Raw genomic sequence first — 24,359 nt, forward strand, 5'->3', positions numbered from 1 at the left:
CACCCGAACCGCCCCCGCCGGCGGACGACACGCCGCCGCCGCCGGTGCGGCGCGCCTTCCGGGACGTGTTGCGCAGAGCAGTGTGACGACTCGGCCGTGTGACGGGTGACGAAGCGGTAGCGGCGTCCATCCCTTCGGCTTAGCATCGGGGCTCCTCGCATCAGAAAGGCCCTCGATGTCGGACCCCATCGCCCGCCGGATCGCGCAAGGCGCGGGCCGCGACCCCGCCGACCTGGTGATCCGCGGCGCCCGGCTCCTCGACCTCGTCACCGGCGAACTGGTGGAGACCGACATCGCGGTCTGCGGCGACACGGTGGTGGGGACCTACGGGGCCTATGAGGGCGCACGGGTGATCGAGGCGCGGGGGCGCATCGCGGTCCCGGGCTTCATCGACACCCACCTGCACGTCGAATCCTCCCTGATCACCCCGCACGAATTCGACCGCTGCGTCCTGCCCCACGGCGTCACCACGGCGATCTGGGACCCGCACGAGATCGCCAACGTGCTCGGCACCGCGGCCTTCGACTACGCGCTGGCGGCCGCGGGCGAGACCGTGATGGACATCCGGGTCCAGCTGTCGTCCTGCGTGCCGGCGACGGACCTGGAGAGCGCCGGCGCCCGGATCGCAGCCGCCGACCTCCTGCCCTACCGCGACCATCCCCGCTCGCTGGGCCTGGCCGAGTTCATGAACTTCCCCGGCGTGGTCGCGGCCGATCCCGGCTGCCTCGCCAAGCTCGCGGCCTTCGCCGGACGCCACATCGACGGCCACGCGCCGCTGCTGTCCGGGACGGCGCTCAACGCCTATGCGGCGGCCGGCATCCGCACCGACCACGAGGCGACGGGCGCGGACGAGGCGCTGGAGAAGATCCGCAAGGGCATGACGGTGCTGATCCGCGAGGGCTCGGTCTCGAAGGACCTGCACGCGCTGGCCCCGCTCCTGACCGAGCGGACCGCGCCGTTCCTCGCCTTCTGCACCGACGACCGTAACCCCCTCGACATCGCCGAGGAGGGCCATCTCGATCACCTGATCCGCACGGCGATCGCCCTCGGCGTGCCGCCGCTCGCCGCCTACCGCGCCGCCTCGCTCAGCGCCGCCACCGCCTTCGGGCTCACGGATCGCGGGATGATCGCGCCGGGCAAGCGGGCCGACATCGTGCTCCTCGACGATCTCGACACCTGCGCGGTCTCCGCCGTGATCTCGGCCGGCCGGCTCGTCGACGAGGCCCTGTTCGCCACCCGGCGCGTCACGCCGCCGCCGGGACGCAACAGCGTGCGGGCCGAGCCGGTCTCCGCCGCCGACCTCGCCGTGCCGCCGCCCGCGGGCGAGACCTCGGTGATCGGCGTCGTGCCGGGCCGCATCATCACCGAGCACCGGAGGCTGACCCTCTCCGGCCTGCCGGACCTCGCCCAGGACGTGACGATGGTCGCGGTGGTGGCGCGCCACGGCACGCGCAGCATCGGCCGCGGCCCGGTGCAGGGCTTCGGGCTCCGGCGCGGCGCCATCGCCTCCTCGGTCGGGCATGACAGCCACAACCTCTGCGTCGTCGGCGCCGATCCCGAAGCGATGGCGCGGGCCATCAACCGGCTGATCGACCTGCAGGGCGGCTTCGTGGTCGCCGACGAGAGCGGCATCCTGGCCGAGCTGGCGCTGCCGATCGCAGGATTGATGAGCGACTGGTCCTTCGAGGCGGTGCGCGACGCCCTGCCGCCGCTCCGCGCGGCCGCCCGCCGGCTCGGCTGCACCCTGCCCGAGCCGTTCCTGCAGGTCGCCTTCCTGCCGCTGCCGGTGATCCCACACCTGAAGATCACCGATCGCGGCCTCGTCGACGTCGACCGGATGGCGCTGATCTAGCGGACTCGGCGCCCGACGCCTGTAAACGATTTCACGAACGATGTTGCGTTCAGCCTCGCCCACCTATAAGCCCGGGAGGGCTTTCTGCTGCGATGCAGCAAGAGGAGAACGGCATGGCCGAGATGGTGCGCGCGGCGCATCCGGGCGAGGTGGCGATCCTGGACGGGATCGCGGGGATCGCCGCAGGTTTCGACCTGATCCTGTGCGACGTCTGGGGTGTGCTGCATGACGGCGTCCACGCCCACCGGGCGGCGGGCGAGGCGCTGACGCGGTTTCGCGCCCAGCCGGGCGAGCGGCCGCGCCGGGTCGTGCTGCTCTCGAACGCGCCGCGCCCGGGCAGCGCCGTGCAGGCGCAGCTCGACGGCTTCGGGGTCCCGCGCAGCGCCTACGACGCGATCGTCACTTCGGGCGACCTCACCCGCCGGCTGCTGGCGGAGCGGGCGGGCGCGCCGGTGCACCATCTCGGACCCGACCGCGACCTGCCGATCTTCGACGGGCTCGACCTCGCCCGCGGCGGGCCGGACGAGGCCGCCCACGTGGTCGTCACCGGGCTCCTCGACGACGAGACCGAGACGGCCGCGGATTATCGCGCCCGGCTCGAACCCTGGGCGGGCCGGGGCGTGACGCTGATCTGCGCCAATCCCGACCTGGTGGTCGAGCGCGGCGAGCGGCTGATCCCCTGCGCCGGCGCCATCGCGGCGCTGTACGAGGAGATGGGCGGGCGCGTCGTCTATGCCGGCAAGCCGCACGTCCCGGTCTACGAGGCGGTGCTCGCGACGGCAGAGGCACTCGACGGTGGCGCCCCCCTCCCCCGGGACCGTGTGCTCGCCATCGGCGACGCGATCCGCACCGACGTCGCCGGCGCGCGGGCCTTCGGCATCGCCGCGCTGCTGGTGGCGCGCGGCATCCACGCCGAGGAACTCGGGGTGGCGGCGGGCGCGCCGCTCGGCGATATCGCTCACTGGCTCGAAGCTCAGGCCGTGCACCCGGACGGCGTGATCGACCTGCTGCGCTGGTAAGACCGACGGTCGAGAGAAAACGGCCTGCGGCTTCGCTCTCGAATCGTCGCAAATCCCAAGGTCACGGACGTCCGGGCTTGGCATCGACGATTCGAGATGGATCGACGGCCTCGTCGATCTCGGGCTTGCCCGGGATCGAAACGAGGCGTCAGCATCCTTGGCCGTCGGTGCAGGCCGCGCACGGGAAGCGGGTGCGCCGACCGCATCCCGGTCGCAAGCGCAAGTCGGTTTTCCTTCAGGAGAACAGGGCGTCGATCGCGTCCTGCGGCGTCGCCGGCCCCTTCAGCTGCGGGCCGTTGAGCAGCAGCTTCTCGGCCCGGGCCTTGCGGCGGGCCTCCTCCGGATCGTGCTCGGCCTCGCCGTCGCGCACGTTCACCACGGTGGAGAATTGCGACAGGCGCTTCTCGAGCTGGCCCAGGGCGTCCACCACCTTGGAGATGCGCTGGCCGGTAATGTCCTGGAAGGTGCAGGCCTCGAAGATGTCGCCGATATGGGCCTCGACCTGGCTGCGGTACTCTTCGAGCGTCTTGGCCTTGATCTCCAGCATCGCCTCGGCGGATTCCATGATCCGGTTGGTGGCGCTGGCCGTGGCGGCGACGACGCTGCCGAGCTCGTCATGGGCCATCGGGATGCGGTCGCGGGTGAGCTCCTGCGCTCTCAGCGCCGCGATGCCCCGCTTGAGCTTGGTGATGTAGTCGGCGATCTCGAGCAGCTCGTTCACTGGGATCGTCGGGCCAGCCGGGCCAGCGGGTTCGGCCTTCGATGCGCAAGCCATGGGCGCCTGGCCTCCCAGCAGCCGGTTGAGGACGGATCGCGGCCCCGCCGTCATCTGCCTGAGCACGTGATCGCTCCCCGCGAATTGATTGTCCTCGGACCGAGTGTCCGGAGTTCGGGCATCCTGAGATCGGACATCCCGTGCTTCGGTTCCCGGTCCGGCGATCCGGCGCGGGGGGTGCGGCTCGGCCTGTCGGCCTCGGCCCGCACGGATCCCGCGCCCGAGAAACGCCGCCTCGTCACCGAGCCGGCGGGATCACGCGCCGCAGACTGCCTCGATCTTGGTCTTCAGCGTCTGGGCGTTGAAGGGCTTGACGATGTAGTTGTTCACGCCGGCCTTCTTGGCGGCGATGACGTTCTCGGTCTTCGACTCGGCGGTGACCATGATGAACGGCGTGGTGCGCAGGGCGTCGTCGGCCCGGACGTGGCGCAGCAGCTCGTAACCGGTCATCGGCTCCATGTTCCAGTCGGAGATCACGAGCCCGTACTTCTTCGTCTTCAGCTTCGCCAGCGCGCCGGTGCCGTCCGACGCGTCGTCGACATCCTCGAAGCCGAGCTGCTTCAGCAGGTTGCGGATGATGCGGACCATCGTCTGGTAGTCATCCACCACGAGGATCGGCATGCCGAGGTCGAGTGCCATGGCTTACGGCTCCGTTCGCGGGCGCGACGCATCCCCGTGCGCGACGAAATCCCGCTTGGATCAACAGGGGAAGCACCGGGCGGTGCTTCTGTCCTCAGCTTGTAGCTCCGGCCCCCTTGAGAAGGGGTTAACCCGCCGGCAGCCCTCCCGCCTCGCGCGCAAGGCCGCGCGCGCAGGCGGCTTGACCCACGGGGCGGATTTCGACAGGGTCCGGCCGCCTTCGAGCCCCCGCCCCGTCAGCCAAGGACCCGCATGCCGCGCGACGAGACTGCCCCGCGCCCCGTCGCATCGCCCTTCCCCGTCCACCGCGACGGCGAGCCGGTGCCGGAGAGCTTAAGCGGTGCGGTCGCGGCGCTCGGGAATTTCGACGGCATCCACCAGGGTCACCGGGCCCTGATCGCGGCGGTGCGGGAGATGGCCGGCGCCCTCGGCCGGCCGAGCGCCGTCCTCACCTTCGAGCCGCATCCCCGGGCCTTTTTCTCTCCCGACACGACGATGTTCCGCCTCACCGGCGAGGGCGAGAAGCTCGCGGTGCTGCGCCGCCTCGGCGTCGACGGCGCCTTCGTGCGCCGGTTCGATGCAGGCCTGGCCGGCACCGGCGCCGCCGCCTTCGTGGCCGACACCCTCAAGGGCGAGCTCGGCCTGTCGGGCGTGGTGATCGGGCACGACTTCCATTTCGGCCGCGGCCGCGAGGGCACGCCCGCGATGCTGGAGGCGCTCTGCGCCGAGAACGGGCTGGCCTGCCGGATCGTGCCGCCCGTGGCGGCGGGCGGCGGCGAGGCGCCGGTCTCGTCGAGCGCGATCCGGGCGGCGCTCGAAGCCGGCGACGTGGCCAAGGCCAACCACCTCCTCGGCTATCGCTGGTTCGTCGAGGGCGAGGTGCGCCACGGCGACAAGCGCGGCCGCACCCTCGGCTTCCCGACCGCCAACGTGGCGCTCGGCGCCTGCGCGCTCGCCCACGGCATCTACGCGGTGCGCGCCCGCCTCGCCGATGGCGGGGTGCGCGACGGCGTCGCGAGCTACGGCCGCCGCCCGACCTTCGACGACGGCGCGCCGCTCCTCGAGACCTACCTGTTCGACTTCGCCGGCGACCTCTACGGCCAGCGCATCGCGGTCGAGTTCGTCGGCTTCATCCGCGGCGAGGCGCGCTTCGACAGCGCCGAGGCCCTGGTCGTGCAGATGCACGCGGACGCGGCCGAGGCGAAGCAGAGGCTGGCCGAGGACCGTACCCCCTCGATGCTGGGCTGATCCGGCCGGCGTGAGGAGCGGGTCACTCCGGGATGAACTCGCGGATCGGTGCCTCGGTGTCGGCGTCCCGCCCGCGCGGGCGCTTCGCCCGCCGCTGGGTGCGACCATCCTCGTCGGGGATCAGCAGCGGGTCCGTGGGCGTGACGGAGCCGGTGGCGTCGACATCCTCCGGCACCGGCCGCGGTGGCGACCGCACGTCCCGCGCGACGACCGGGGCGGTCAGGAACGCGGTGAGCGCGAGGGCGGAGAGCAGGATCCGCATGGCGGCCTCCCGGTTTCGATGATCCCATTCGTCAACCGCGCGACGCCGCACCCCGTTCCGATCCCGCGGTCAGGACGAGCATGGAAAACCTGACCAGCGTGAGCCTGGCGATCACCCTGTTCGCCTCGACCAATCTCGACGACCTCTTCGTGCTGGTCGGCTTCTTCTCCGATCCGCGCTACCGCCTGCGTCAGGTCGCCATCGGCCAGTATCTCGGCCTGTCCGCCCTGGTCCTGGCCTCGCTCGCCGGCTCGCTCCTGTCCCTGGTCGTCGCTCCCGTCTGGTTCGGCCTGCTCGGGCTCCTCCCCATCGTCCTCGGGACGCGCCGCCTCCTCGCCCTGCGGTCCGACGACGGGGACGAGGCGGCGAGCGAACCCGCCTCACTCGGCAAGGTGCTGGCGGTGGCGGGCGTCACCATCGCCAATGGCGGCGACAATATCGGCATCTACACGCCGGTCTTCGCCACCAGCGCCGCGCCCCGGCTGGTCCTGGTCCTCGCCGTCTTCGCCGTCATGGTGGCGCTCTGGCTCGGCTTCGCCCACTGGCTCGTGCACCATCCCGCCTTGGGCGCCCCGATCCGCCGGATCGGCCGGGTCGCGACGCCGTTCGTGCTGATCGGGATCGGCGCGATGGTGCTGGTCGAGGCGGGGACGCTGTCGTGGGTCACCGGGTAGGCGTCACGGGGATGGAGTGCGTGGCATCCGGCTCGGTGGTATCCGCGAAGCCGAGGAACCGGTAGAACGTCGCGGCTTCCGGCGAGGCCGCACGCAGGCGCACGACCCGGAAATGCCCTTCCGCCCCCCCGCGCAGAGCCTCGACCTCGGGACCGAGCGTCGTGAGACGAACGAGCGTGGTGGCCGGCATCATGGTCACGGTGATCAGGCCCTTTGAAGCGCCGACGACGAGGCCAAGCCTTCCGCAACGGGACCATGCATCGCCCCATGGGCGGATCGTCTGCGGCCGCTCGACCGCATCACCCCGCTTCCCCCGCCCGCCTGCCGCTGCTAGAAGCGCCGGATGACCGAATCGCACCCGCGCTGCGTCGCCATCCGGCGAATTACGAGCCCGGCTTCCGCCTGAGGGCCGCTCGCGGCCGCGCGGAAGGCCGGGTTGCTGCCGTTTCCGCCGCGATTCCCTCAAGGCCCGGGTCGGCTCGTGCCGGCTTGGTGCCCGTCAGACGAGCCTTTGAACTCCCCATGACCGAGCCTAAACCCGCCGCCGGGCGCGACTATTCCGAGACCCTGTTCCTTCCGGTCACCGAGTTCCCGATGCGGGCCGGCCTGCCGCAGCGCGAGCCGGAGATCCTGGAGCGCTGGGCACGCACGAACCTCTATGCCCGCATTCGCGAGGCGGCGGCCGGGCGGCCGAAATTCGTGCTGCATGACGGCCCGCCCTACGCCAACGGCCACATCCATATCGGCACGGCGCTCAACAAGATCCTGAAGGACATCGTCGTCCGCACGCAAGGGTCGCTCGGGCACGACGCCAACTACGTCCCGGGCTGGGATTGCCACGGCCTGCCGATCGAGTGGAAGATCGAGGAGCAGTACCGCGCCGCCGGCCGCAACAAGGACGAGGTGCCGGTGGTCGAGTTCCGGCGCGAGTGCCGGGCCTTCGCCGAGCACTGGCTGTCGGTGCAGCGGGAAGAATTCAAGCGCCTCGGCGTCACCGGCGACTGGGACCATCCCTACCTGACCATGGCCTACCCGGCCGAGGCCGCGATCGCCCGCGAGCTGATGACCTTCGCCACCACCGGCCAGCTCTATCGCGGCTCGAAGCCGGTGATGTGGTCGGTGGTCGAGAAGACGGCGCTCGCCGAGGCCGAGGTCGAGTACGAGGACCACGTCAGCGACACCATCTGGGCCGCCTTCCCAGTCGTCGAGGCGAAGACCGCCCCGGATCTGATGGGCGCGCGCGTCGTCATCTGGACCACCACTCCCTGGACGATCCCGGCCAACCGGGCCGTCGCCTACTCCAAAAAAGTGTCTTACGGACTGTATCGTGTCGTTGCTGCTCCTCAAGAGAACTGGTCTCAACCTGGTGTTCGTTACGTTGTTGCTGACAAACTGGCGGGCGACGTCTTCAAGGCAGCGCGCGTCGAATCCTACGAGCGACTGAGCGACGTCACCCCCGAGGCGCTCGCCGGCCTGACGCTGGTGCATCCGCTCGCCTCCTGGAACGACGGCTACGGCCACGCCGTGCCGATGCTGGAGGGCGAGCACGTCACCGACGAGGCCGGCACCGGCTTCGTCCACACCGCCCCGAGCCACGGCCGCGAGGATTTCGAGGTCTGGATGGCCAATGGCCGCCAGCTCCGTGAGCGCGGCATCGAGACGGCGATCCCCTACACGGTCGATGCCGACGGCGTGCTGACCGAGGCCGCGCCCGGCCTCACCGGCACCCGCGTCCTCGACGAGAAGGGCCAGAAGGGCAACGCCAACAAGGCGGTGATCGCCGCGCTGACCGCCGCCGGGACCTTGGTCGGCCGCGGCACGCTCAAGCACAGCTATCCCCATTCCTGGCGCTCGAAGAAGCCGGTCATCTTCCGCAACACGCCGCAGTGGTTCATCGCCCTCGACAAGCCAGTCGAGACCCTGAACGGCGCCACCCTGCGCGACGTGGCGTTGCGCGAGATCGCCGTCACCCAGTGGGTGCCGCCGCAGGGGCAGAACCGCATCACCGGCATGATCGCCAACCGCCCGGACTGGGTGGTGTCGCGCCAGCGCGCCTGGGGCGTGCCGATCACGGTCTTCGTCCACCGCGAGACCGGCGAGATCCTGCGCGACGAGACGGTCAATGCCCGCATCCACGCCGCCTTCGTGGCGGAGGGGGCCGATGCCTGGTTCACCGATGCCGACGGCGCGCGGTTCCTGGCGCCCGAGCACGACCCGGCGGCCTACGAGAAGGTGACCGACGTCCTCGACGTCTGGTTCGATTCCGGCTCGACCCACGCCTTCACCCTGGACGATCCGGAAGCCTTCCCGGGTCTCGCGGGCATCCGCCGCCGCCGCGACGGCGGTGACGATACGGTGATGTATCTCGAGGGCTCGGACCAGCACCGCGGCTGGTTCCACTCCTCGCTGCTCGAATCCTGCGGCACCCGCGACCGTGCGCCCTACGACGTGGTGCTGACCCACGGCTTCGTCCTCGACCCCAAGGGGGAGAAGATGTCGAAGTCGAAGGGCAACGTCGTCGCGCCCCAGGACGTGATCAAGGGTTCGGGCGCCGACATCCTGCGGCTGTGGGTGGCGGCCTCGGACTATACCGACGACCTGCGCATCGGCCCGGAGATCATCAAGACCTTCTCGGAGACCTACCGCAAGCTGCGCAACTCGCTGCGCTGGATGCTGGGCACGCTGGCCCATCATCGGCCCGAGGATCGCGTCGCCCCCGAGGCGATGCCGGAGCTGGAGCGTTTCATCCTGCACCGCCTCGCCGAGCTCGATGCCGAGATCCGCGACGCCTTCCGCACCTTCGATACGAAGCGCGTGGTCGCTTTGCTGAACGGCTTCATGACCGGCGACCTGTCGTCGTTCTACTTCGACGTGCGCAAGGACGCGCTCTACTGCGATCCGATCTCGTCGCAGACCCGGCGGGCCTCGCTCACGGTGGTCGACGAGGTGTTCAAGCGGGTCACGGTCTGGCTCGCCCCGGTCCTCGCCTTCACGGCGGAAGAGGCCTGGCTCGCGCGCTATCCCTCCGAGACTGCTTCAGTCCATACCGAGACCCTGCCGGAGACGCCGGCCTCCTGGCGCGACGAGGCGCTGGCGAAACGCTGGGCCAAGATCCGCCGGGTGCGCCGGGTGGTGACGGGCGCTCTCGAGATCGAGCGTGCCGCCAAGCGCATCGGCGCGAGCCTGGAGGCGGCGCCGATGGTCTTCGTGGCCGATCCGGACCTGCTGGCGAGCCTGGAGGGCATCGACTTCGCGGAGGTCTGCATCACCTCCGGTATCGTGGTCGAGGCCGGCGAGGGACCGGGCGACGCCTTCCGGCTCGACGAGGTCAAGGGCGTGGCGGTGGTGCCGGCGCTGGCAGACGGGCGCAAATGCGCCCGCTCGTGGAAGGTGCTGGGAAGCGTCGGCAGCGATCCGGACTATCCGGACGTGACGCCCCGCGACGCCCAGGCCTTGCGCGAGTGGGACGCGCTCCACGCCAAGGCCGCCGAATAAAGGGCGAGGAAAGGGCGAGGAGTAAGTGATGCGTCCCCTCCCCTTCGGGTTGCTGGTCGCGCTCGTCACCCTGGTCCTCGACCAGGCGACGAAGCTCGGCCTGCTGTTCGTGGCCGACCTGCCGCTGCGCGAGCCGGTGGTGCTCGCGCCCTTCGCGCAGCTGATCGTGGTGTGGAACCGCGGCGTCTCCTACGGGCTGTTCCAGCAGGATTCTGCGCTCGGACGCTGGGTTCTGGTGGCGGTGTCCCTGGCGGCCTCCGTCGCGCTCTCGGTGTGGATGGCGCGGGCCGGCAGCCGCTGGCTCGCCGGCTCTCTCGGGCTCATCGTCGGCGGGGCGATCGGCAACGCCATCGACCGCGCCGCCTACGGAGCGGTGTTCGACTTCGTCCACCTGCATGCCGGCGCCTGGTCCTGGTACGTGTTCAACGTGGCGGATGCCGGCATCGTCTTCGGCGTGGTCGGGCTGCTCTATGACGGGCTGGTGCTGGAGCGCCGCCGCACCCCGGCAACGGGCGAGCGGACCTGAAATCCCCTGTGTGTCGCGGGCGCAACGCCCGCCCCCGGCGTTGCGCCGGCCCAAGGCCACGCCATACCTTCGCCCGAAACCGCCACCACCCAAGCTGGTAACCACGGGGCGGAACAGGCAAGGGGCCAGCATGCTCGACAAGCGCACGATACTCGCCGCGGTGACGGTCGCGGGCCTCACGGTCTCTTGCGGCGCGCAGGCCCAGGAGGGGGTGGCGATGAAGAACGCCCTCTCGTCGATCGGCCTGATCGAGCCCGAGCGGCCGACCATCACCTATCGCGAGCGCGCGCCCCTGGTGCTACCGCCGAAGATGGACAAGGCCGCCCTGCCCCCGCCGGTGGACCGCCGCGCGGTGCGCGAGGCCAACCCGCAATGGCCGACCGATCCCGAGACCGCGGCCCGCGACCGCCGCGCCGCCGAGGACCGCAAGCCGATCACCCGCGGCTATGGCGGCCGGATGAGCGACAACAACGCGACCCTGCCGATCCAGGAGATGCGGGCCGGCCGGCGCGAGGGCGCCAGCATGACGACGGAGCCGACCTACAAGCCCGGCGACAACGTCAAGGAGTCGTTCTGGCTCAACCCGATGCAGCTCCTCGCCGGCAAGAAGGACGACGACGCGAACCTTCCCGACGTCGAGCCGTCCCGCGATTCGCTGACCGAGCCGCCGACCGGCTACCGCAAGCCGCCGAACGGCAAGCTCGCCCGCACCGAGCGCGGCCCGAACGGGATGATCAGCGACCGCGAGCAGGCCGATCCCGGCGCCTATCTGCGCTCGCGCCAGTAACGTTTCCGAGATCGTCGTGAGTTCCCCACCCCGGGCCGCCCCAGCGGCCCGGGGTTTTGCATGGTCGAGACCCGCTCGGCACGCAGGGCTGCGGCCCGGATTTCCCCAAGGACCGCCCTGGCAGCAGGAAGGCCAAGCTTCGGATGAATATCCATTCACGCTTCAACTGGGCCATAACGGGTCCGATCTGCGTGGAGTGCATTTCTCCGCAGTTCTCGGGTCCCTCCTGCCACAAAATGCTCTAGAACAGGGTCTCTAACGGCCAGCGACCCCGGTGGCCGGCCCGCCGGCCGGCTCGGACACCCGCTGGCCCGTGACTCGCATGAGCCGCAAGCCTCTTTTAAGTGAGCCGGTTCACGATCCAACACGGGTGGCCCGTCCGGCCGCCCGGCTAAGGTAGATCAGGATGTCCCCATACAGGATGCGCCCCGCCCCCGGCCTCGTCTGCCCCGTCAGCGCCACCCTGCGCACCGACGCGGCGCCCTTCGGCCGAGCGGAGGCAGGTGGTCCGGACGTGGCGTCCTTCGTGCTCGACAACGGCCTCGACGTAGTGGTGGTGCCCGACCACCGCGCTCCCGTCGTCACCCACATGGTCTGGTACCGCAACGGCTCGGCGGATGATCCGCTCGGCCAGTCCGGCATCGCCCACTTCCTCGAGCACCTGATGTTCAAGGGCACCGAGGCTCATCCGGTCGGCGCCTTCTCGAAGGCTGTGTCGAGCTTGGGGGGCCAGGAGAACGCCTTCACGTCGTTCGACTACACCGCCTATTTCCAGCGCGTCGCCCGCGACAACCTCAAGACCATGATGAGCTTCGAGGCGGACCGGATGACCGGCCTGATCCTCGACGACGCCGTGGTGGCGCCGGAGCGCGACGTGGTGCTGGAGGAGCGCCGGATGCGGGTCGAGACCGACCCGGCGGCCCAGCTCTCCGAGGCGATGGCGGCCTCGCTCTTCGTGCACCACCCCTACGGCATCCCGATCATCGGCTGGATGCACGAGATCGAGGAGCTGAACCGCACCCACGCCCTCGACTATTACCGCCGCTTCTACACCCCGGAGAACGCCATCCTGGTGGTGGCCGGCGACGTGACCGCCGACGAGGTCCGGCGGCTCGCCGACGATACGTACGGCCTGGTTTCGCCCCGGGGCGCCCGGCCGCAGCGGGTGCGGCCGCGGGAGCCGGAGCCGCGGGCGGCGCGCCGCCTCAGCGTCGCCGACCCGAAGGTCGAGCAACCGACCCTGCAGCGGCTCTACCTCACCCCCTCCTGCATGACCGCCCGCGACGGCGAGAGCCACGCCCTGGAGCTGCTGGCCGAGGTTCTGGGCGGCGGGCCGACCTCCTACCTCTACCGTAGCCTGGTGCTGGAGCAGGGCGTCGCGGTGAATGCCGGCGCCTGGTACATGGGCTCGGCGATCGACGACACCCGCTTCTCGGTCTACGCCGTGCCGGCGGAGGGCGTGAGCCTGGAAAAGCTGGAGGAAGCCCTCGACCGGGCGCTCGCCCGCGCCCCGTCCGAGGCTCTGTCCGCCAGCGCGATCGAGCGGGCGAAGACCCGGCTCGTCGCCGAGACCGTCTATTCCTCCGACAGCCAGTCGTCGCTCGCCCGCATCTTCGGCTCGGCGCTCGCCATCGGCGAGAGCATCGAGGAGGTGCGGCGCTGGCCCTCCGAGATCGAGGCGGTGCAGGCCTCCCGCCTCGCGGCGGTGGCCGAGCGCTACCTGGCGCCGGCCCGCTCGGTCACCGGCTACCTGACCAAGGGCCGGGATGCTTCGGCTTCGGCGACGGCGGCCTGAACCCGAGACCTCAAGACCGCCCGGGGCGACCACGCCGCCGGGCGGACCTTCTTCTTCTAAGACACAACAAGAGGTCCTCATGACCCCGGCCGACGCCGTCTCCCGCAGCACCGCCGTCACGGCGTCCTCCTCCTCGTCCCCGACCCAGGCGCGCCCCGTCCTCTCGGCCCACGGCATCGAGGCTTGGCACGTCGAGTCGCCGATCGTCCCGCTGATCGCGCTCGCCTTCACCTTCGAGGGCGGCGCCGCGCAGGATCCCGAGGGCAAGGCCGGCACCGCCCAGATGCTGGCGCGCCTCCTCGACGAAGGCGCCGGCCCGCACGATTCCGACGCCTTCCAGGAGCGCCTGGCCGCCCGCGCGATCGAGCTGAGCTTCCATGCCGGGCCGGACGCCATCGGCGGCTCCCTCAAGATGCTGGTCAAGCACGCCGACGAGGCGATCGAGCTTCTGGCCCTGGCCCTCACCCAGCCCCGTTTCGACCAGGCGGCGATCGAGCGCGTGCGGGCGCAGATGCTGGCCGGGCTGCGCTATCAGCAGAACGACCCCGGCGTGATGGCCTCGCGCCGCTTCTTCTCCGAGGCCTATCCGGGCCATCCCTACGGCCGGCCCTCCTCCGGCACGATCGAGAGCGTGTCGTCGATCACCCGCGACGACCTCGTGGCGATGCATCGCCGGCTCCTCGCCCGCGGCCGGGTGAAGGTCGCGGCGGTCGGCGCCATCGGCGAGGAAGCGCTGCTGCGCGCCCTCGACGCCGCCTTCGGCGCTCTGCCGGAGGGTGGCGAACTGACCGTGGTGCCGGCGACCCGGATCGCGGGCCTCGGCCGCCGCCTCGTCGTCGATCTCGACGTGCCGCAATCGGTCCTGCGCTTCGGCACCGATGGCGTGCCGTGGCGCGATCCGGACTTCATCCCGGCCTACGTGCTCAACCACATCCTGGGCGGCGGCGCCTTCACCTCGCGGCTGTTCCAGGAGGTGCGCGAGAAGCGCGGGCTTGCCTATTCGGTCGGCACCTCGCTGGTGAGCCACCGCGCCGCCTCGATGACCTGGGGTTACACCGCCACCAAGAACGAGCGCGTCGCCGAGTGCCTGACGGTGATCGCCGACGAGATCGCCCGCCTGACCAGCGACGGACCCTCCGACGACGAGTTGCAGAAGGCCAAGGACTATCTCACCGGCTCCTACGCGCTCGGCTTCGACACCTCGACCAAGATCGCCCACCAGCTGGTCCAGATCGCCTTCGAGGGATTGGGCATCGACTACATCGCCCGCCGCAACGGCCTGATCGGGGCGGTGACGCAAGCCGACATCCGCCGCGCCGCGGCCCGGACCCTCGGGGATGGCAAGCTGCTGGTGGTGGCGGCCGGACGGCCGACGGCGATGTGAGGTGAACGGGGGCGGCGGATCGATCCCCGCTCCCTCCCATCCCGAGATCTCATCCTGAGATTGTTGATGGGAAGAGCGGGCGAACTCGCCCCTAAGCCATCACGTCCCCCTCCGGCGGCCGTAAGCCATCCAGGTCCGGCAGCAGAACCACGCTCTCCTGCTCGTTCGGATCGGTGCGGGCGATCACGGCGGTGCAGGTTTCGGTGCGGCTGGCATTGTAGGGCAGGTGCGGCACCCCGGCCGGGATGTAGACGAAATCGCCGGCGCGGCTCCAGAGGTGGTGCTCCAGCCGAGGGCCGTACCAGGTGCCGGCGACCCCCGACAGCACGTGCAAGGCCGTCTCGTGCGCCTCGTGCAGGTGGGCCTTCGCCCGCGCCCCCGGCGGCAGGGTGACGAGCTGCATGTGCAGCCCCTTCGATCCCACCGACTCGGCCGAGACCGCCGGGGCGTAGGTCAGCGCCTGCTTGCCGACGATGGCGGAGCCGGGGCGCACGACCCGGCAGGTGCCTTCCGGCGAGGTGGCTTCGGGTGACAGGGCGTCAGATGACAGGGCGTCAGATGACATGGCGCGACCTCCGCGTGGATAGAGCGGAGCCTACGCACATCCGGCGTAAGGGGCACACGAAATCATCGACACCCCGCCGAACTCACCTGCATCGATGAAGGACGCGGGATCCCCTCCCCCGTTTGGGAGAGGGGAACTACGCTCTACTCTGTGCCGTCAAGCAGACGCCTCTCTAGAACTCCGCCACTTTCCCCCAGGCCGAGGACCCGAACCGGTCCGGATGGTAGGGCTTGGGATCGACGATCGGGTCGGCGCCGGAGACGATGTCGGCGATGAGGTGGCCGGCGCCCGGGCCAATGCCGAAGCCGTGGCCGGAGAACCCCGCCGCCAGGACGAGGCCGGGCACGCCCGTCACCTCGCCGATGCCCGGCACGCCGTCCGGCGTCGAGTCGACGTAGCCGGCCCAGGAGGCGGTCATCGCGGTGCCGCGCAGGGCCGGGAACATGTCGAGCGCCCGCCGACGGGTCTCGGCGACGAGCTTCGCGTCGGGGCGCGGATCGAGGATGCGCATGCGCTCCATCGGCGTCGGCTGGTCGAGGCGCCACTTCTTCACGCCCTCATGCCCGCTGCGCCAGCCCTGGGTGCCGCCGGGCGCCAGGAAGCGCCAGCGCCGGGCGAACATCGGCACGAATTCGCGGGCGAACAGAATCTGCTGCGGGGTGGGATCGACGCGGGCGCGGCCACTAATCGCCAGGTTGTAGCCACCGCTCTCGCCGCGGCGCGTCAGCGAGACGCCCGCGGTGTAGACCGCGTCCGGCAGGCCGGCGACGTTGGGACCCACCGCCATGATCGACTGGCGCACCGCCGATTGCGGGAAGCGGATGCCGAGCTGGCGAACGAAGGACGACGCCCAGGCACCGCCGGCCATCACCACCTTGCGGGTGCGGATGGTGCCCTTCTCGGTGACGACGCCGCAGACCCGGCCGCCCTCGAGTTCGAGGCCGCGGGCGGCGCAGAACTGGTGCACGGTGCCGCCGGCCTTCATCACGCCGAGCGCGGCGACCGGCACCGCCCGGGAGGTGTCGGCGATGCCGTCGGTCGGCGAGAACACCCCGCCCTTCCAGTCGCGCCCGGTGGCCTTGCCGTGCTCGCGCGCTTCCGCCGCGCTGAGCACGTGCGTGATCACGCCCTCGCCGGCGGCGAAGTCGCGCCACTTCGCCCAGCGCTCGATCTCGGCCTCGTCGTTGCTGAGGTAGAGCAGGCCGCAGCGGCGGAAGCCCGGATCCTCGCCGATCTCGGCCTTCAGGCGGTCCCAGAGGTCGAGGCTCTTCGTCGCCATCGGCAGTTCGCGGGCGTCGCGGTTCTGCTGCCGGCACCAGCCCCAGTTGCGGCTCGACTGCTCGGCCCCGATGCGGCCCTTCTCGACCAGCGCCGCGCTGACGCCGCGGCGCGCCAGGTAATAGGCCGTGAAGGTGCCGACCACGCCGCCGCCGATCACCACGACCTCGGCGGAGGCCGGCAGGTCCGGGGTGGTCTCGATGTGGAGGAGAGGTGCAGGCATCGTGGGCTCCCGTTGACGGGGGGAGCCTAGCAGGGGGCGCCGGGTGAAGAATCCGGAGAGCCCGCACCCGGCGGCATATTCTGCCAAGCGCCGGTCCTCCCGCCGGCATCATCGGGCTTCACCGGAGGGCTTGCCTGCCGGGGCACCGGCGCGGTCTAAGCGTGGGCGCAAGGGCGGTCCCGCGCCCGTCACCGGCCTCTCATGCAGCATTCCCCCGTCCCCGACGCCCTCCGCCGCCAGCGCTCGATCGGCCATGTCGCGCTCGCGGTGGCCCGGATGCCGGGCGGCGCCACGCGCATCTCCGACCTCGCCGAATCCGGCCCCTTGCGCCTGCGCCTGCCGCGGCCGGAGCCCGGCCCGATGGAGGCGGTGCTGCTCAACAGCGCCGGCGGCATCGCCTGCGGCGACCGCTTCACCGTCGAGGCGCGGCTGGCGCCGGGCTCGGACCTCGTGCTCACCACGACCGCGGCGGAGAAGATCTACCGCTCGGACGGGCCGGTGACGCGGCTCGACGTGGCGCTGACCCTCGAAGCGCAGGCCGCCCTCGCCTGGCTGCCGCAGGAGACGATCCTGTTCGACGGCGCGCGGCTCGCCCGCAGCTTTTCCGCCGAGATCGCCGCGGATGCACGGCTCACCCTGTTCGAGGCCCTGGTCTTCGGCCGCGCCGCCACGGGCGAGGTGATGCGGAACGGCGCGCTCACCGATTCCTGGCGCCTGCGCCGGGGCGGGCGGCTGACCTACGCCGACACGTTCCGGCTGGAGGCCGACATCTCGGAGATGCTGGCGAGGCGCGCGATCGCCGGCGGCGCCCGGGCGATGGCGACCCTGCTCCACCTCGCCCCCGATGCGGAGAGCCGCCTCGACCAGGCCCGCGAGCTGATCGCGGCGTCGGGCTGCGAGGCCCTGTCGATCGAGGCCGGGGCGAGCGCCTGGAACGGGATGCTGGTGCTGCGCCTGCTCGGCCGGGAGATCGGCCCCCTGCGCCTCGCGGCCGCGCGGATCCTGGAGGGGTTCCGCGGGAGGCCGCTGCCACGGGTGTGGCAGACCTGAGCGACCGGCTCGGATCTTGCTCGCGTCCGTCGCGAACTTGCCTCGCGCCCAAGCTTCGGCGAAGGATGGGGCGACCCCGACCGTGAGGACCCGCCCGTGCTGCTGACCCCCCGCGAGAAGGACAAGCTCCTCGTCGCCATGGCGGCGATGGTGGCCCGCAACCGTCTGTCCCGGGGCGTGAAGCTCAACCATCCCGAGGCGATAGCGCTGATCACCGACTTCGTGGTCGAGGGCGCCCGCGACGGCCGCACCGTGGCCGAGCTGATGCGGCTCGGCGCGCAAGTTCTCACCGCCGACCAAGTGATGGAGGGGGTGCCGGAGATGATCCACGACATCCAGGTCGAGGCGACCTTCCCGGACGGCACCAAGCTCGTCACCGTCCACCACCCGATCCGCGGCACCCCCGCCACCGACGTGCCGGGCGAGGTGACCACGCCGGACGGCGAGATCGTGTTCAACGAGGGGCTTCCCCGCACGGTGATCGAGGTCGCCAATACCGGCGACCGGCCGATCCAGGTCGGCTCGCATTACCATTTCTTCGAGGTCAACCCGGCGCTCCGCTTCGACCGCGACAAGGCCCGCGGCCAGCGCCTCGACATCGCACCCGGCACCGCCGTCCGCTTCGAGCCGGGCTCGACGCGGGAGGTGGTGCTGATCCCGATGGGCGGCGGGCGCGCGGTCTACGGGTTCCGGGGTGACGTGATGGGGAGCTTATAATTTATCGTCGCCGGCCGATTTTGAATTGCGCTGGATCAAAAAATTGACAAAGGAATTTAGCATGTTGTCGCTACAAAATTTGAGCAGCTTTGGAGATGTTGCCGCAGAAGACGACGCTGTATTAGATTACTTTCTTGCAACGAATGTTGTGAGTGAAATTCAATCAAGTCGCGCATTTCTCGTACTTGGAAGAAAAGGAACAGGCAAAACCGCTATAGTTCGTTTTTTAACTGAAGGAAATAAAAAGCCGAATAATTTTGCAAAATCCCTTAATCTTAGGGGATACCCTTGGGCTCTTCATGCAAAAATAAAAGACAGAGGCGCTTCTGAGATAGAAGCATACGTTTCTTCGTGGCGTTATATTATTTTTATTGAGATTGCATCGCTAATATTAAGCCATCCACGCATTACTCATAGCATGCACGCCAAAGGAATAAAAGAATTTTTGCAAGAAAACTACGGAGGATCCTCGCCTGATCTTGGTGACATTCTCAGACCCAGAAAACTAAAACTAGGAAAGCTTTCCGTTCAACCTTCTATTATGGGCAACCAGTTAGGCTCGCTAGATCTAGAACGGACGGAAAAAGATTATCAACTTGGCCTTGAGTTAAATGCCTTAGCGCGAGCCTTATTTGCAAGCATTGTGCATGTCATTCAAGAGGCCGGACTAGGATTGATAAGTATCCACTTTGACGAGCTTGATCAAGGCCTGTCCACACTTGATGAGTCACGCAAGCAAATGCTGATCGGGCTCGTCCTCGCTGCACGGGAAGTTAAACGCGAGTGCGACAAAGAAGGCGTTGCCATAAATCCTATAGTTTACTTAAGGACGGACTTGTGGGACGAATTGCAATTCTCTGATAAAAACAAAATTAGCCAAACTTTGACTCTTAATCTAAGCTGGAAGATCGAGAGCCTTCTCGATTTAGTCGAGACACGACTTCGAGCAAAACTCTCCGAAGACGCGAAATGGGATGATATAGCGGAAAATGATCTTATGAGAGGATCTCAAACCAAATGGAATCATATTTTAGCTAGAACATTTCTTAGACCAAGAGATGTGATTCGCTTTTTGAACGCTTCTCTCACAGAAGCGAAGCGGCGATCTGTTGATCCTTTGTATTTCACAAATAAAGATATTGTTAATTCCAGAGACGACTATTCAACTTATCTTGAAAACGAACTCGATGACGAAATTCGACATCACTGGCCCCAATGGGATGAAGCATTGCAAGCATGCTCAGCCATTAGCACTATCACTTTTGACCGCAGTGATTTTGTTAGGGAATATGACAGACGCAAGTCAAACTCCAACTTCATTACATCAGAAGAAGCCCTGAGAATATTATATAGATTTTCGGTTATTGGATATGAGAAACGCAGTGGATATGGTGGATCATCGTGGTCTTTTCAATACATTGAGCCGGAAGTTGGCTGGGACAACGCGGCATCACGCTTCAAGGTGCATCTCGGACTGAAGGAATACGCAAAATTACGCGAAACACGGCAGTAATACAGCCAGACGGATGATTTAAAATGTCCAACACCCCCAAGCCCGCCAGCTTCCCCCGCTCCGCCTACGCGGCGATGTTCGGGCCGACCAAGGGCGACCGCATCCGCCTCGCCGACACCTCGCTCGTCATCGAGGTCGAGCAGGACCACACCCGCTACGGCGAGGAGGTGAAGTTCGGCGGCGGCAAGGTGATCCGCGACGGGATGGGGCAGAGCCAGGCCAGCAACGCCGGCGGCGCCGTCGACACCGTCATCACCAACGCGGTGGTGCTGGACCATTGGGGCATCGTGAAATGCGATGTCGGTCTCAGAGGGGGCCGCATCGCGGCCCTCGGCAAGGCCGGCAACCCGGACATCCAGGACGGCGTCACCATCGTGGTCGGTCCGGGCACGGAGGTGATCGCGGGCGAAGGCAAGATCCTCACCGCCGGCGGCTTCGACAGCCACATCCACTTCATCTGCCCGCAGCAGATCGACGAGGCGCTGAATTCCGGAATCACCACCATGCTGGGCGGCGGGACGGGCCCGGCCCACGGCACCTTCGCCACCACCTGCACGCCCGGCCCCTGGCACATCGCCCGGATGATCGAGGCGGCGGATGCCTTCCCGATGAACCTGGCGTTTGCCGGCAAGGGCAACGCCTCGAAGCCCGACAGCCTGGAGGAGATGATCCGGGCCGGCGCCTGCGCGCTGAAGCTGCACGAGGATTGGGGCACGACGCCAGCGGCGATCGATTGCTGCCTGTCGGTGGCCGATGCCCACGACATCCAGGTGATGATCCACACCGACACGCTCAACGAATCGGGCTTCGTCGAGGACACGATCGCGGCCTTCAAGGGCCGCACCATCCACGCCTTCCACACGGAAGGAGCGGGCGGCGGCCACGCGCCGGACATCATCAAGGTGGCGGGGCTGCCCAACGTGCTGCCCTCCTCCACCAACCCGACGCGGCCCTTCACCCGCAACACCATCGACGAGCATCTCGACATGCTGATGGTGTGCCACCACCTCGACCCGTCGATCCCGGAAGACCTCGCCTTCGCCGAGAGCCGGATCCGCAAGGAGACGATCGCCGCCGAGGACATCCTGCACGACATCGGCGCGCTCTCGATGATGTCGTCGGACAGCCAGGCGATGGGCCGGGTCGGCGAGGTCATCATCCGCACCTGGCAGACCGCCGACAAGATGAAGCGCCAGCGCGGGGCGCTGCCGGGGGACTCCTCCGGCAACGACAACGCGCGGGCCAAGCGCTACGTCGCCAAGTACACGATCAACCCGGCCATCGCCCACGGGATCTCGCGCCATATCGGCTCGGTCGAGCCCGGCAAGCTCGCGGATCTCGTGCTGTGGTCGCCGGCTTTCTTCGGGGTGAAGCCGGACCTGATCCTCAAGGGCGGCGCCATCGCGGCGGCGCCGATGGGCGACCCCAACGCCTCGATCCCGACACCGCAGCCGGTGCATTACCGCCCGATGTTCGGCGCCTTCGGCCGGGTCCCGGCGACGACGGCGCTCACCTTCGTGTCGAAGGCCGCGATCGAGGCGGGGCTTCGCGAGACGCTCGGGGTGATGAAGGAGTTGGTCGCGGTCGAGAACGTGCGCGGTGGCATCTCGAAGAAGAGCATGATCCACAACGACGCCACGCCGGTGATCGAGGTGGATCCCGAGACCTACGACGTCCGTGCCGACGGCGAGTTGCTGGTCTGCGAGCCCGCCGAGGTGCTGCCGATGGCGCAGCGCTACTTCCTGTTCTGAGCGATCCTGCCGGGCAGGAGGGCCCGCCATGCCCAACCTCGCCGAGCAGGCACCGAATACCGGCACCTGCGACACGGATTTCCTCCGCTGGACGCGGGAGCGGGCCCAGGCCCTCGCGACCCGCGATCTCGCGCATCTCGATATCACCAACCTGCCCGACGAGGTGGCGAGCGTGGGCCGCCGCCAGCGCACGGCGCTCGAATCCCACCTATGCGTGCTGCCCGTCCACCTGCTGAAGTGCCGGGCGCAATCGCAGCGGGCGACGCCGAGCCGGCGCGATGACCTGAAGGCGCAGCGCGCGGCCATCGCGCGCCTGATCGCCCGCAACCCGAGCCGGCGCGCCTATCCGGCAGCGATCCTCGACGAGACCTACCGGGACGCCGTGCGGGATGCCGCTGGTGAGACGCGGCTCGATCCGCGACTGTTTCCGCCGCTCCTGCCGTTCTCGCTCGATCCGGACTTCGAGCCGTGAACGAGACGGAACGACGCGACCTGTTCTCGACGGACTTGAGCGCCTCGGCCGAGGAACAGGCCTGCCTCGCGGCGGGCGAGGTCGAGGCGATCGATCACGCTCACATCGCCGAGGTCGACCTGCGCTGCGACGGCAGGGCGATCACGATCGATCGGCGGCGCCGGCTGGTCGCGTCCCGCCTCGACGAGTGCCCGAGCCTGCGGCCGGAGCTTCCCTGGCTGGTGGCGGAGGTCTATCCGGATGCCAAGGCCCGGGCCGTGCCGGAGAGCGCGCTGTTCGACGACAGCTTTCCGGAATCCTGCCCGTTCACCGACGAGGAAATCCTGATGCACGGCTTCCTGCCGGACTCCCACGGCGACGACGCGGTCCGCGGCTCCGACCGGTGGCGGCGCGAGGCGGCGCGATGATCCGCGCCACCCGCGTCATCCGCCGCGACGCCCTCGGCTCCGGCGAGATCGTCGACCGCATCGTGCTCGATTCCGGCGACCGGCACCGCCGCCGCATGGCGATGCGGGGCGTCGGCGGCCTCGCCTTCCTGCTCGACTTGGCTGAGCCCGTGGTGCTCGACGACGGCGATGCGCTCCGGCTCGAGGACGGGCGCCTGGTCTGGGTCGAGGCGGCGCCCGAGAAGCTGCTCGAGATCCGGGCGCCGACCGACCACGCCCTCAAGCGGCTGATCTGGCACATCGGCAACCGGCACATTCCGGCCGAGATCGGCCCGGACGTCCTCTGGATCGCCCATGACCACGTCCTCGCCGCGATGGTCGAGGGCCTGGGCGGCACCGCGACCCCGGTGGAGCGGCCGTTCCGGCCCGAGGGCGGCGCCTATGCGGGCGGGCACGCCCATGATGACGCCCATGCCCATGGGCATCATCACCATCATGGCCATTCGCATGACCACTCCCATGGCTGAGCGGGTCCCGGACGCCCTGGTGCTGCTGGCCTGGCTCTCGCCGGGCTATCCGGTCGGCGCCTACGCCTATTCGCACGGGCTCGAATGGGCGGTGGAGGCCGGCGACGTGCGCGACGAGGCATCCTTGCGGGACTGGCTCGCCGACGTGCTGGAGCACGGCGCCGGCCGCAGCGACGCGATCCTGGCGGCTCACGCGCATCGGGCCGCCCTGGCGGGCGACGCCGAGGCGCTGGTCGCCGTCAACGACCTCGCCCTGGGCTTGAGCCCCTCGCGGGAGCTGCACCTGGAGACCAGCCAGCAGGGCCGCTCGTTCCTCGACGCCACGCGCGCTGCCTGGGATACGCCTCGCCTGGCAGAGCTCGGGCCGCATCTCGACGGTCCGGTCGCCTACCCGGTCGCGGTCGGCGCGGCTTCCGGCGCCCGCGGGCTCGACCGCTTCACGATGCTGGCGGCCTATCTGGCGGCCTTCCTGCAGAACCTCGTCTCGGCGTCCCTGCGCCTCGCCCCCGTCGGCCAGACCGCCGGCACGCGGGTGGTCGCCGCCCTGATGCCGCTTGCCGCGTCCCTGGCACAGGCCGTGCAGGATCTGCCCCTCGACGATGCCGGGACGGCGACGTTGCGCCTCGATCTCGGGTCGTTCCGGCACGAGACGCAATATACGCGGATCTTTCGATCGTGAGAGGGCTTCAAGCGGAGCGCTTCACAGCCTCGTCGACGTAGTGGCGGAGCACACGGTTGATTTCGGCCTGATACTCCTCCTCGCCAGAGGCCTGCCGCTTGAACCAGGACACGACATCGCCATCGAGACGGAGCGTCACCGTCTGCTCCACGGGGCGATGGCCCGGGCCTCGCCGCACGTAGCGCCAGTTCTCGGCCGGTGCCTCGGGGATATCGTCCGTGTCGATCTCATGATCCGGCCGAGCTGCGAGAGCGGCCAAATGCTCCAGTTCCTCCGCGCTAAGCACCGTCTTGCTCATAGCGCCTCCTTTCATGAATGGTCGCGCGCCGTGCTCCGATGATGCGGATGGTATAATCGTCGTTCGGATCCGGATATGTGTGATCCACGACCAGAATCGTCACCGCCCCCACCATCCCGAGCGCATGCCAGCGCTGCTCACCCGCTTCGATGCGATCCGGCACGATGACGTGAAGCGGGTCGTCCCAGACCGCCATCGCGGCGTCGAAGGAAACGCCGTGCTTGGCGATATTGCTGCGCGCTTTCGCAGGATCCCATTCGAACCGCACGCCTCGCCTCCGATCATTTTCAAATCGTAAGCTTTCATAACCTTACGTCAATGAATGCCGATCGCTCGAAGGAGGGAGATGCCGCGCATCGCCGTGACGTCTGCTCGGTGTGGATGTCGCCCAGCGTGGATGTCTCGGCCCCGCACGCGATGCCGCACCCCAGCTCCCCCCGGGAC

Annotated in this window: 25 protein-coding genes; 17 read left to right on the plus strand and 8 right to left on the minus strand. The window is 68.9% G+C overall.

The genetic code is table 11. The features are described 5' to 3' along the window. Nucleotides 1–175 precede the first annotated feature (175 nt). Together ade and VQ03_RS18730 are read left to right on the plus strand one after the other, a co-directional pair. Nucleotides 176–1,852, plus strand: coding sequence for an adenine deaminase (gene ade / locus VQ03_RS18725; RefSeq protein WP_048452412.1), 1,677 nt, complete (start codon nucleotides 176–178; stop codon nucleotides 1,850–1,852). 113 nt (nucleotides 1,853–1,965) lie between these two features. After that, nucleotides 1,966–2,871 carry a TIGR01459 family HAD-type hydrolase gene (locus tag VQ03_RS18730; protein ID WP_048452413.1) on the plus strand — a complete coding sequence of 302 codons (906 nt, stop codon included), beginning with the start codon at nucleotides 1,966–1,968 and terminating at the stop codon, nucleotides 2,869–2,871. A 235-nt stretch (nucleotides 2,872–3,106) separates the two neighbouring features. Here the strand turns inward: VQ03_RS18730 and VQ03_RS18735 are convergent, their stop codons facing one another. Both VQ03_RS18735 and VQ03_RS18740 read right to left on the minus strand, forming a co-directional pair. After that, the gene (locus VQ03_RS18735; protein WP_048452433.1) at nucleotides 3,107–3,646 is read right to left on the minus strand and encodes a protein phosphatase CheZ; all 540 of its coding nucleotides are present in this window, start codon (nucleotides 3,644–3,646) and stop codon (nucleotides 3,107–3,109) included. Between the two features lie 255 nt (nucleotides 3,647–3,901). Continuing rightward, nucleotides 3,902–4,285, minus strand: a complete 384-nt coding sequence (locus VQ03_RS18740) for a response regulator (protein WP_048452414.1) — start codon at nucleotides 4,283–4,285, stop codon at nucleotides 3,902–3,904. Nucleotides 4,286–4,537: 252 nt separating this feature from the next. On the opposite strand from VQ03_RS18740, the gene VQ03_RS18745 reads away from it, so the two are divergent. Beyond that, the gene (locus tag VQ03_RS18745) at nucleotides 4,538–5,533 is read left to right on the plus strand and encodes a bifunctional riboflavin kinase/FAD synthetase (RefSeq protein WP_048452415.1); all 996 of its coding nucleotides are present in this window, start codon (nucleotides 4,538–4,540) and stop codon (nucleotides 5,531–5,533) included. Between the two features lie 22 nt (nucleotides 5,534–5,555). Here the strand turns inward: VQ03_RS18745 and VQ03_RS18750 are convergent, their stop codons facing one another. After that, entirely contained in the window at nucleotides 5,556–5,795 is a 240-nt protein-coding gene (locus tag VQ03_RS18750) for a hypothetical protein (RefSeq protein WP_048452416.1), read from the minus strand. Nucleotides 5,796–5,875: 80 nt separating this feature from the next. On the opposite strand from VQ03_RS18750, the gene VQ03_RS18755 reads away from it, so the two are divergent. Further along, a complete protein-coding gene (locus VQ03_RS18755) occupies nucleotides 5,876–6,469 on the plus strand; it encodes a cadmium resistance transporter (protein WP_048452417.1) in 594 nt (197 codons plus the stop codon). Here VQ03_RS18755 and VQ03_RS18760 read toward each other — a convergent pair. After that, nucleotides 6,459–6,662, minus strand: a complete 204-nt coding sequence (locus VQ03_RS18760; RefSeq protein ID WP_048452418.1) for a hypothetical protein — start codon at nucleotides 6,660–6,662, stop codon at nucleotides 6,459–6,461. The two genes, VQ03_RS18755 and VQ03_RS18760, sit on opposite strands and share 11 nt — an antisense overlap. A gap of 329 nt (nucleotides 6,663–6,991) precedes the next feature. On the opposite strand from VQ03_RS18760, the gene ileS reads away from it, so the two are divergent. From ileS to VQ03_RS18785, 5 genes are all read left to right on the plus strand, one after another. Next, on the plus strand, nucleotides 6,992–9,964 hold the full coding sequence (ileS, locus tag VQ03_RS18765; protein WP_048452419.1) for an isoleucine--tRNA ligase: 2,973 nt from the start codon (nucleotides 6,992–6,994) through the stop codon (nucleotides 9,962–9,964). A gap of 28 nt (nucleotides 9,965–9,992) precedes the next feature. Continuing rightward, nucleotides 9,993–10,490, plus strand: coding sequence for a signal peptidase II (lspA, locus tag VQ03_RS18770; RefSeq protein WP_048452420.1), 498 nt, complete (start codon nucleotides 9,993–9,995; stop codon nucleotides 10,488–10,490). Nucleotides 10,491–10,620: 130 nt separating this feature from the next. Next, on the plus strand, nucleotides 10,621–11,277 hold the full coding sequence (locus VQ03_RS18775; protein ID WP_048452421.1) for a hypothetical protein: 657 nt from the start codon (nucleotides 10,621–10,623) through the stop codon (nucleotides 11,275–11,277). Between the two features lie 421 nt (nucleotides 11,278–11,698). Next, nucleotides 11,699–13,072, plus strand: coding sequence for a M16 family metallopeptidase (locus VQ03_RS18780; protein ID WP_245292130.1), 1,374 nt, complete (start codon nucleotides 11,699–11,701; stop codon nucleotides 13,070–13,072). Between the two features lie 79 nt (nucleotides 13,073–13,151). After that, nucleotides 13,152–14,456 carry a M16 family metallopeptidase gene (locus tag VQ03_RS18785; protein WP_048452423.1) on the plus strand — a complete coding sequence of 435 codons (1,305 nt, stop codon included), beginning with the start codon at nucleotides 13,152–13,154 and terminating at the stop codon, nucleotides 14,454–14,456. A gap of 91 nt (nucleotides 14,457–14,547) precedes the next feature. Here the strand turns inward: VQ03_RS18785 and VQ03_RS18790 are convergent, their stop codons facing one another. Beyond that, a complete protein-coding gene (locus VQ03_RS18790) occupies nucleotides 14,548–15,021 on the minus strand; it encodes a cupin domain-containing protein (protein WP_048452424.1) in 474 nt (157 codons plus the stop codon). 172 nt (nucleotides 15,022–15,193) lie between these two features. Then, nucleotides 15,194–16,522 carry an NAD(P)/FAD-dependent oxidoreductase gene (locus tag VQ03_RS18795; protein WP_048452425.1) on the minus strand — a complete coding sequence of 443 codons (1,329 nt, stop codon included), beginning with the start codon at nucleotides 16,520–16,522 and terminating at the stop codon, nucleotides 15,194–15,196. 201 nt (nucleotides 16,523–16,723) lie between these two features. Between VQ03_RS18795 and VQ03_RS18800 the strand changes: the two genes are divergently transcribed. The 8 genes from VQ03_RS18800 (at nucleotide 16,724) to VQ03_RS18830 (ending at nucleotide 23,617) form a co-directional block, all read left to right on the plus strand. After that, entirely contained in the window at nucleotides 16,724–17,572 is an 849-nt protein-coding gene (locus tag VQ03_RS18800; protein WP_048452426.1) for an urease accessory protein UreD, read from the plus strand. A gap of 96 nt (nucleotides 17,573–17,668) precedes the next feature. Next, nucleotides 17,669–18,289 (plus strand): urease subunit gamma, encoded by a 621-nt coding sequence (locus VQ03_RS18805; protein ID WP_048452427.1) that lies wholly within the window; start codon nucleotides 17,669–17,671, stop codon nucleotides 18,287–18,289. A gap of 61 nt (nucleotides 18,290–18,350) precedes the next feature. Then, entirely contained in the window at nucleotides 18,351–19,802 is a 1,452-nt protein-coding gene (locus VQ03_RS33150) for a P-loop ATPase, Sll1717 family (protein WP_157064166.1), read from the plus strand. A gap of 23 nt (nucleotides 19,803–19,825) precedes the next feature. After that, the gene (ureC, locus tag VQ03_RS18810; RefSeq protein WP_048452428.1) at nucleotides 19,826–21,553 is read left to right on the plus strand and encodes an urease subunit alpha; all 1,728 of its coding nucleotides are present in this window, start codon (nucleotides 19,826–19,828) and stop codon (nucleotides 21,551–21,553) included. Nucleotides 21,554–21,581: 28 nt separating this feature from the next. Beyond that, nucleotides 21,582–22,025 carry a DUF29 domain-containing protein gene (locus VQ03_RS18815; protein WP_048452429.1) on the plus strand — a complete coding sequence of 148 codons (444 nt, stop codon included), beginning with the start codon at nucleotides 21,582–21,584 and terminating at the stop codon, nucleotides 22,023–22,025. Beyond that, entirely contained in the window at nucleotides 22,022–22,432 is a 411-nt protein-coding gene (locus VQ03_RS31100) for a DUF29 family protein (RefSeq protein ID WP_053078657.1), read from the plus strand. Before VQ03_RS18815 ends, VQ03_RS31100 begins: the two co-directional genes overlap by 4 nt. Then, a complete protein-coding gene (locus VQ03_RS18825) occupies nucleotides 22,429–22,938 on the plus strand; it encodes an urease accessory protein UreE (RefSeq protein WP_048452435.1) in 510 nt (169 codons plus the stop codon). Before VQ03_RS31100 ends, VQ03_RS18825 begins: the two co-directional genes overlap by 4 nt. Further along, nucleotides 22,931–23,617, plus strand: coding sequence for an urease accessory protein UreF (locus tag VQ03_RS18830; RefSeq protein WP_245292131.1), 687 nt, complete (start codon nucleotides 22,931–22,933; stop codon nucleotides 23,615–23,617). The genes VQ03_RS18825 and VQ03_RS18830 overlap by 8 nt, the downstream gene beginning before the upstream one ends. A 7-nt stretch (nucleotides 23,618–23,624) precedes the next feature. Here the strand turns inward: VQ03_RS18830 and VQ03_RS18835 are convergent, their stop codons facing one another. Further along, complete coding sequence (locus VQ03_RS18835) at nucleotides 23,625–23,915, minus strand: BrnA antitoxin family protein (protein ID WP_048452431.1); 291 nt, start codon at nucleotides 23,913–23,915, stop codon at nucleotides 23,625–23,627. Then, nucleotides 23,896–24,183, minus strand: coding sequence for a BrnT family toxin (locus tag VQ03_RS18840; protein WP_048452432.1), 288 nt, complete (start codon nucleotides 24,181–24,183; stop codon nucleotides 23,896–23,898). The genes VQ03_RS18835 and VQ03_RS18840 overlap by 20 nt, the downstream gene beginning before the upstream one ends. Nucleotides 24,184–24,359 lie beyond the last annotated feature (176 nt).

The organism is Methylobacterium tarhaniae (assembly GCF_001043955.1).
GTDB classification, from domain to species: domain Bacteria; phylum Pseudomonadota; class Alphaproteobacteria; order Rhizobiales; family Beijerinckiaceae; genus Methylobacterium; species Methylobacterium tarhaniae.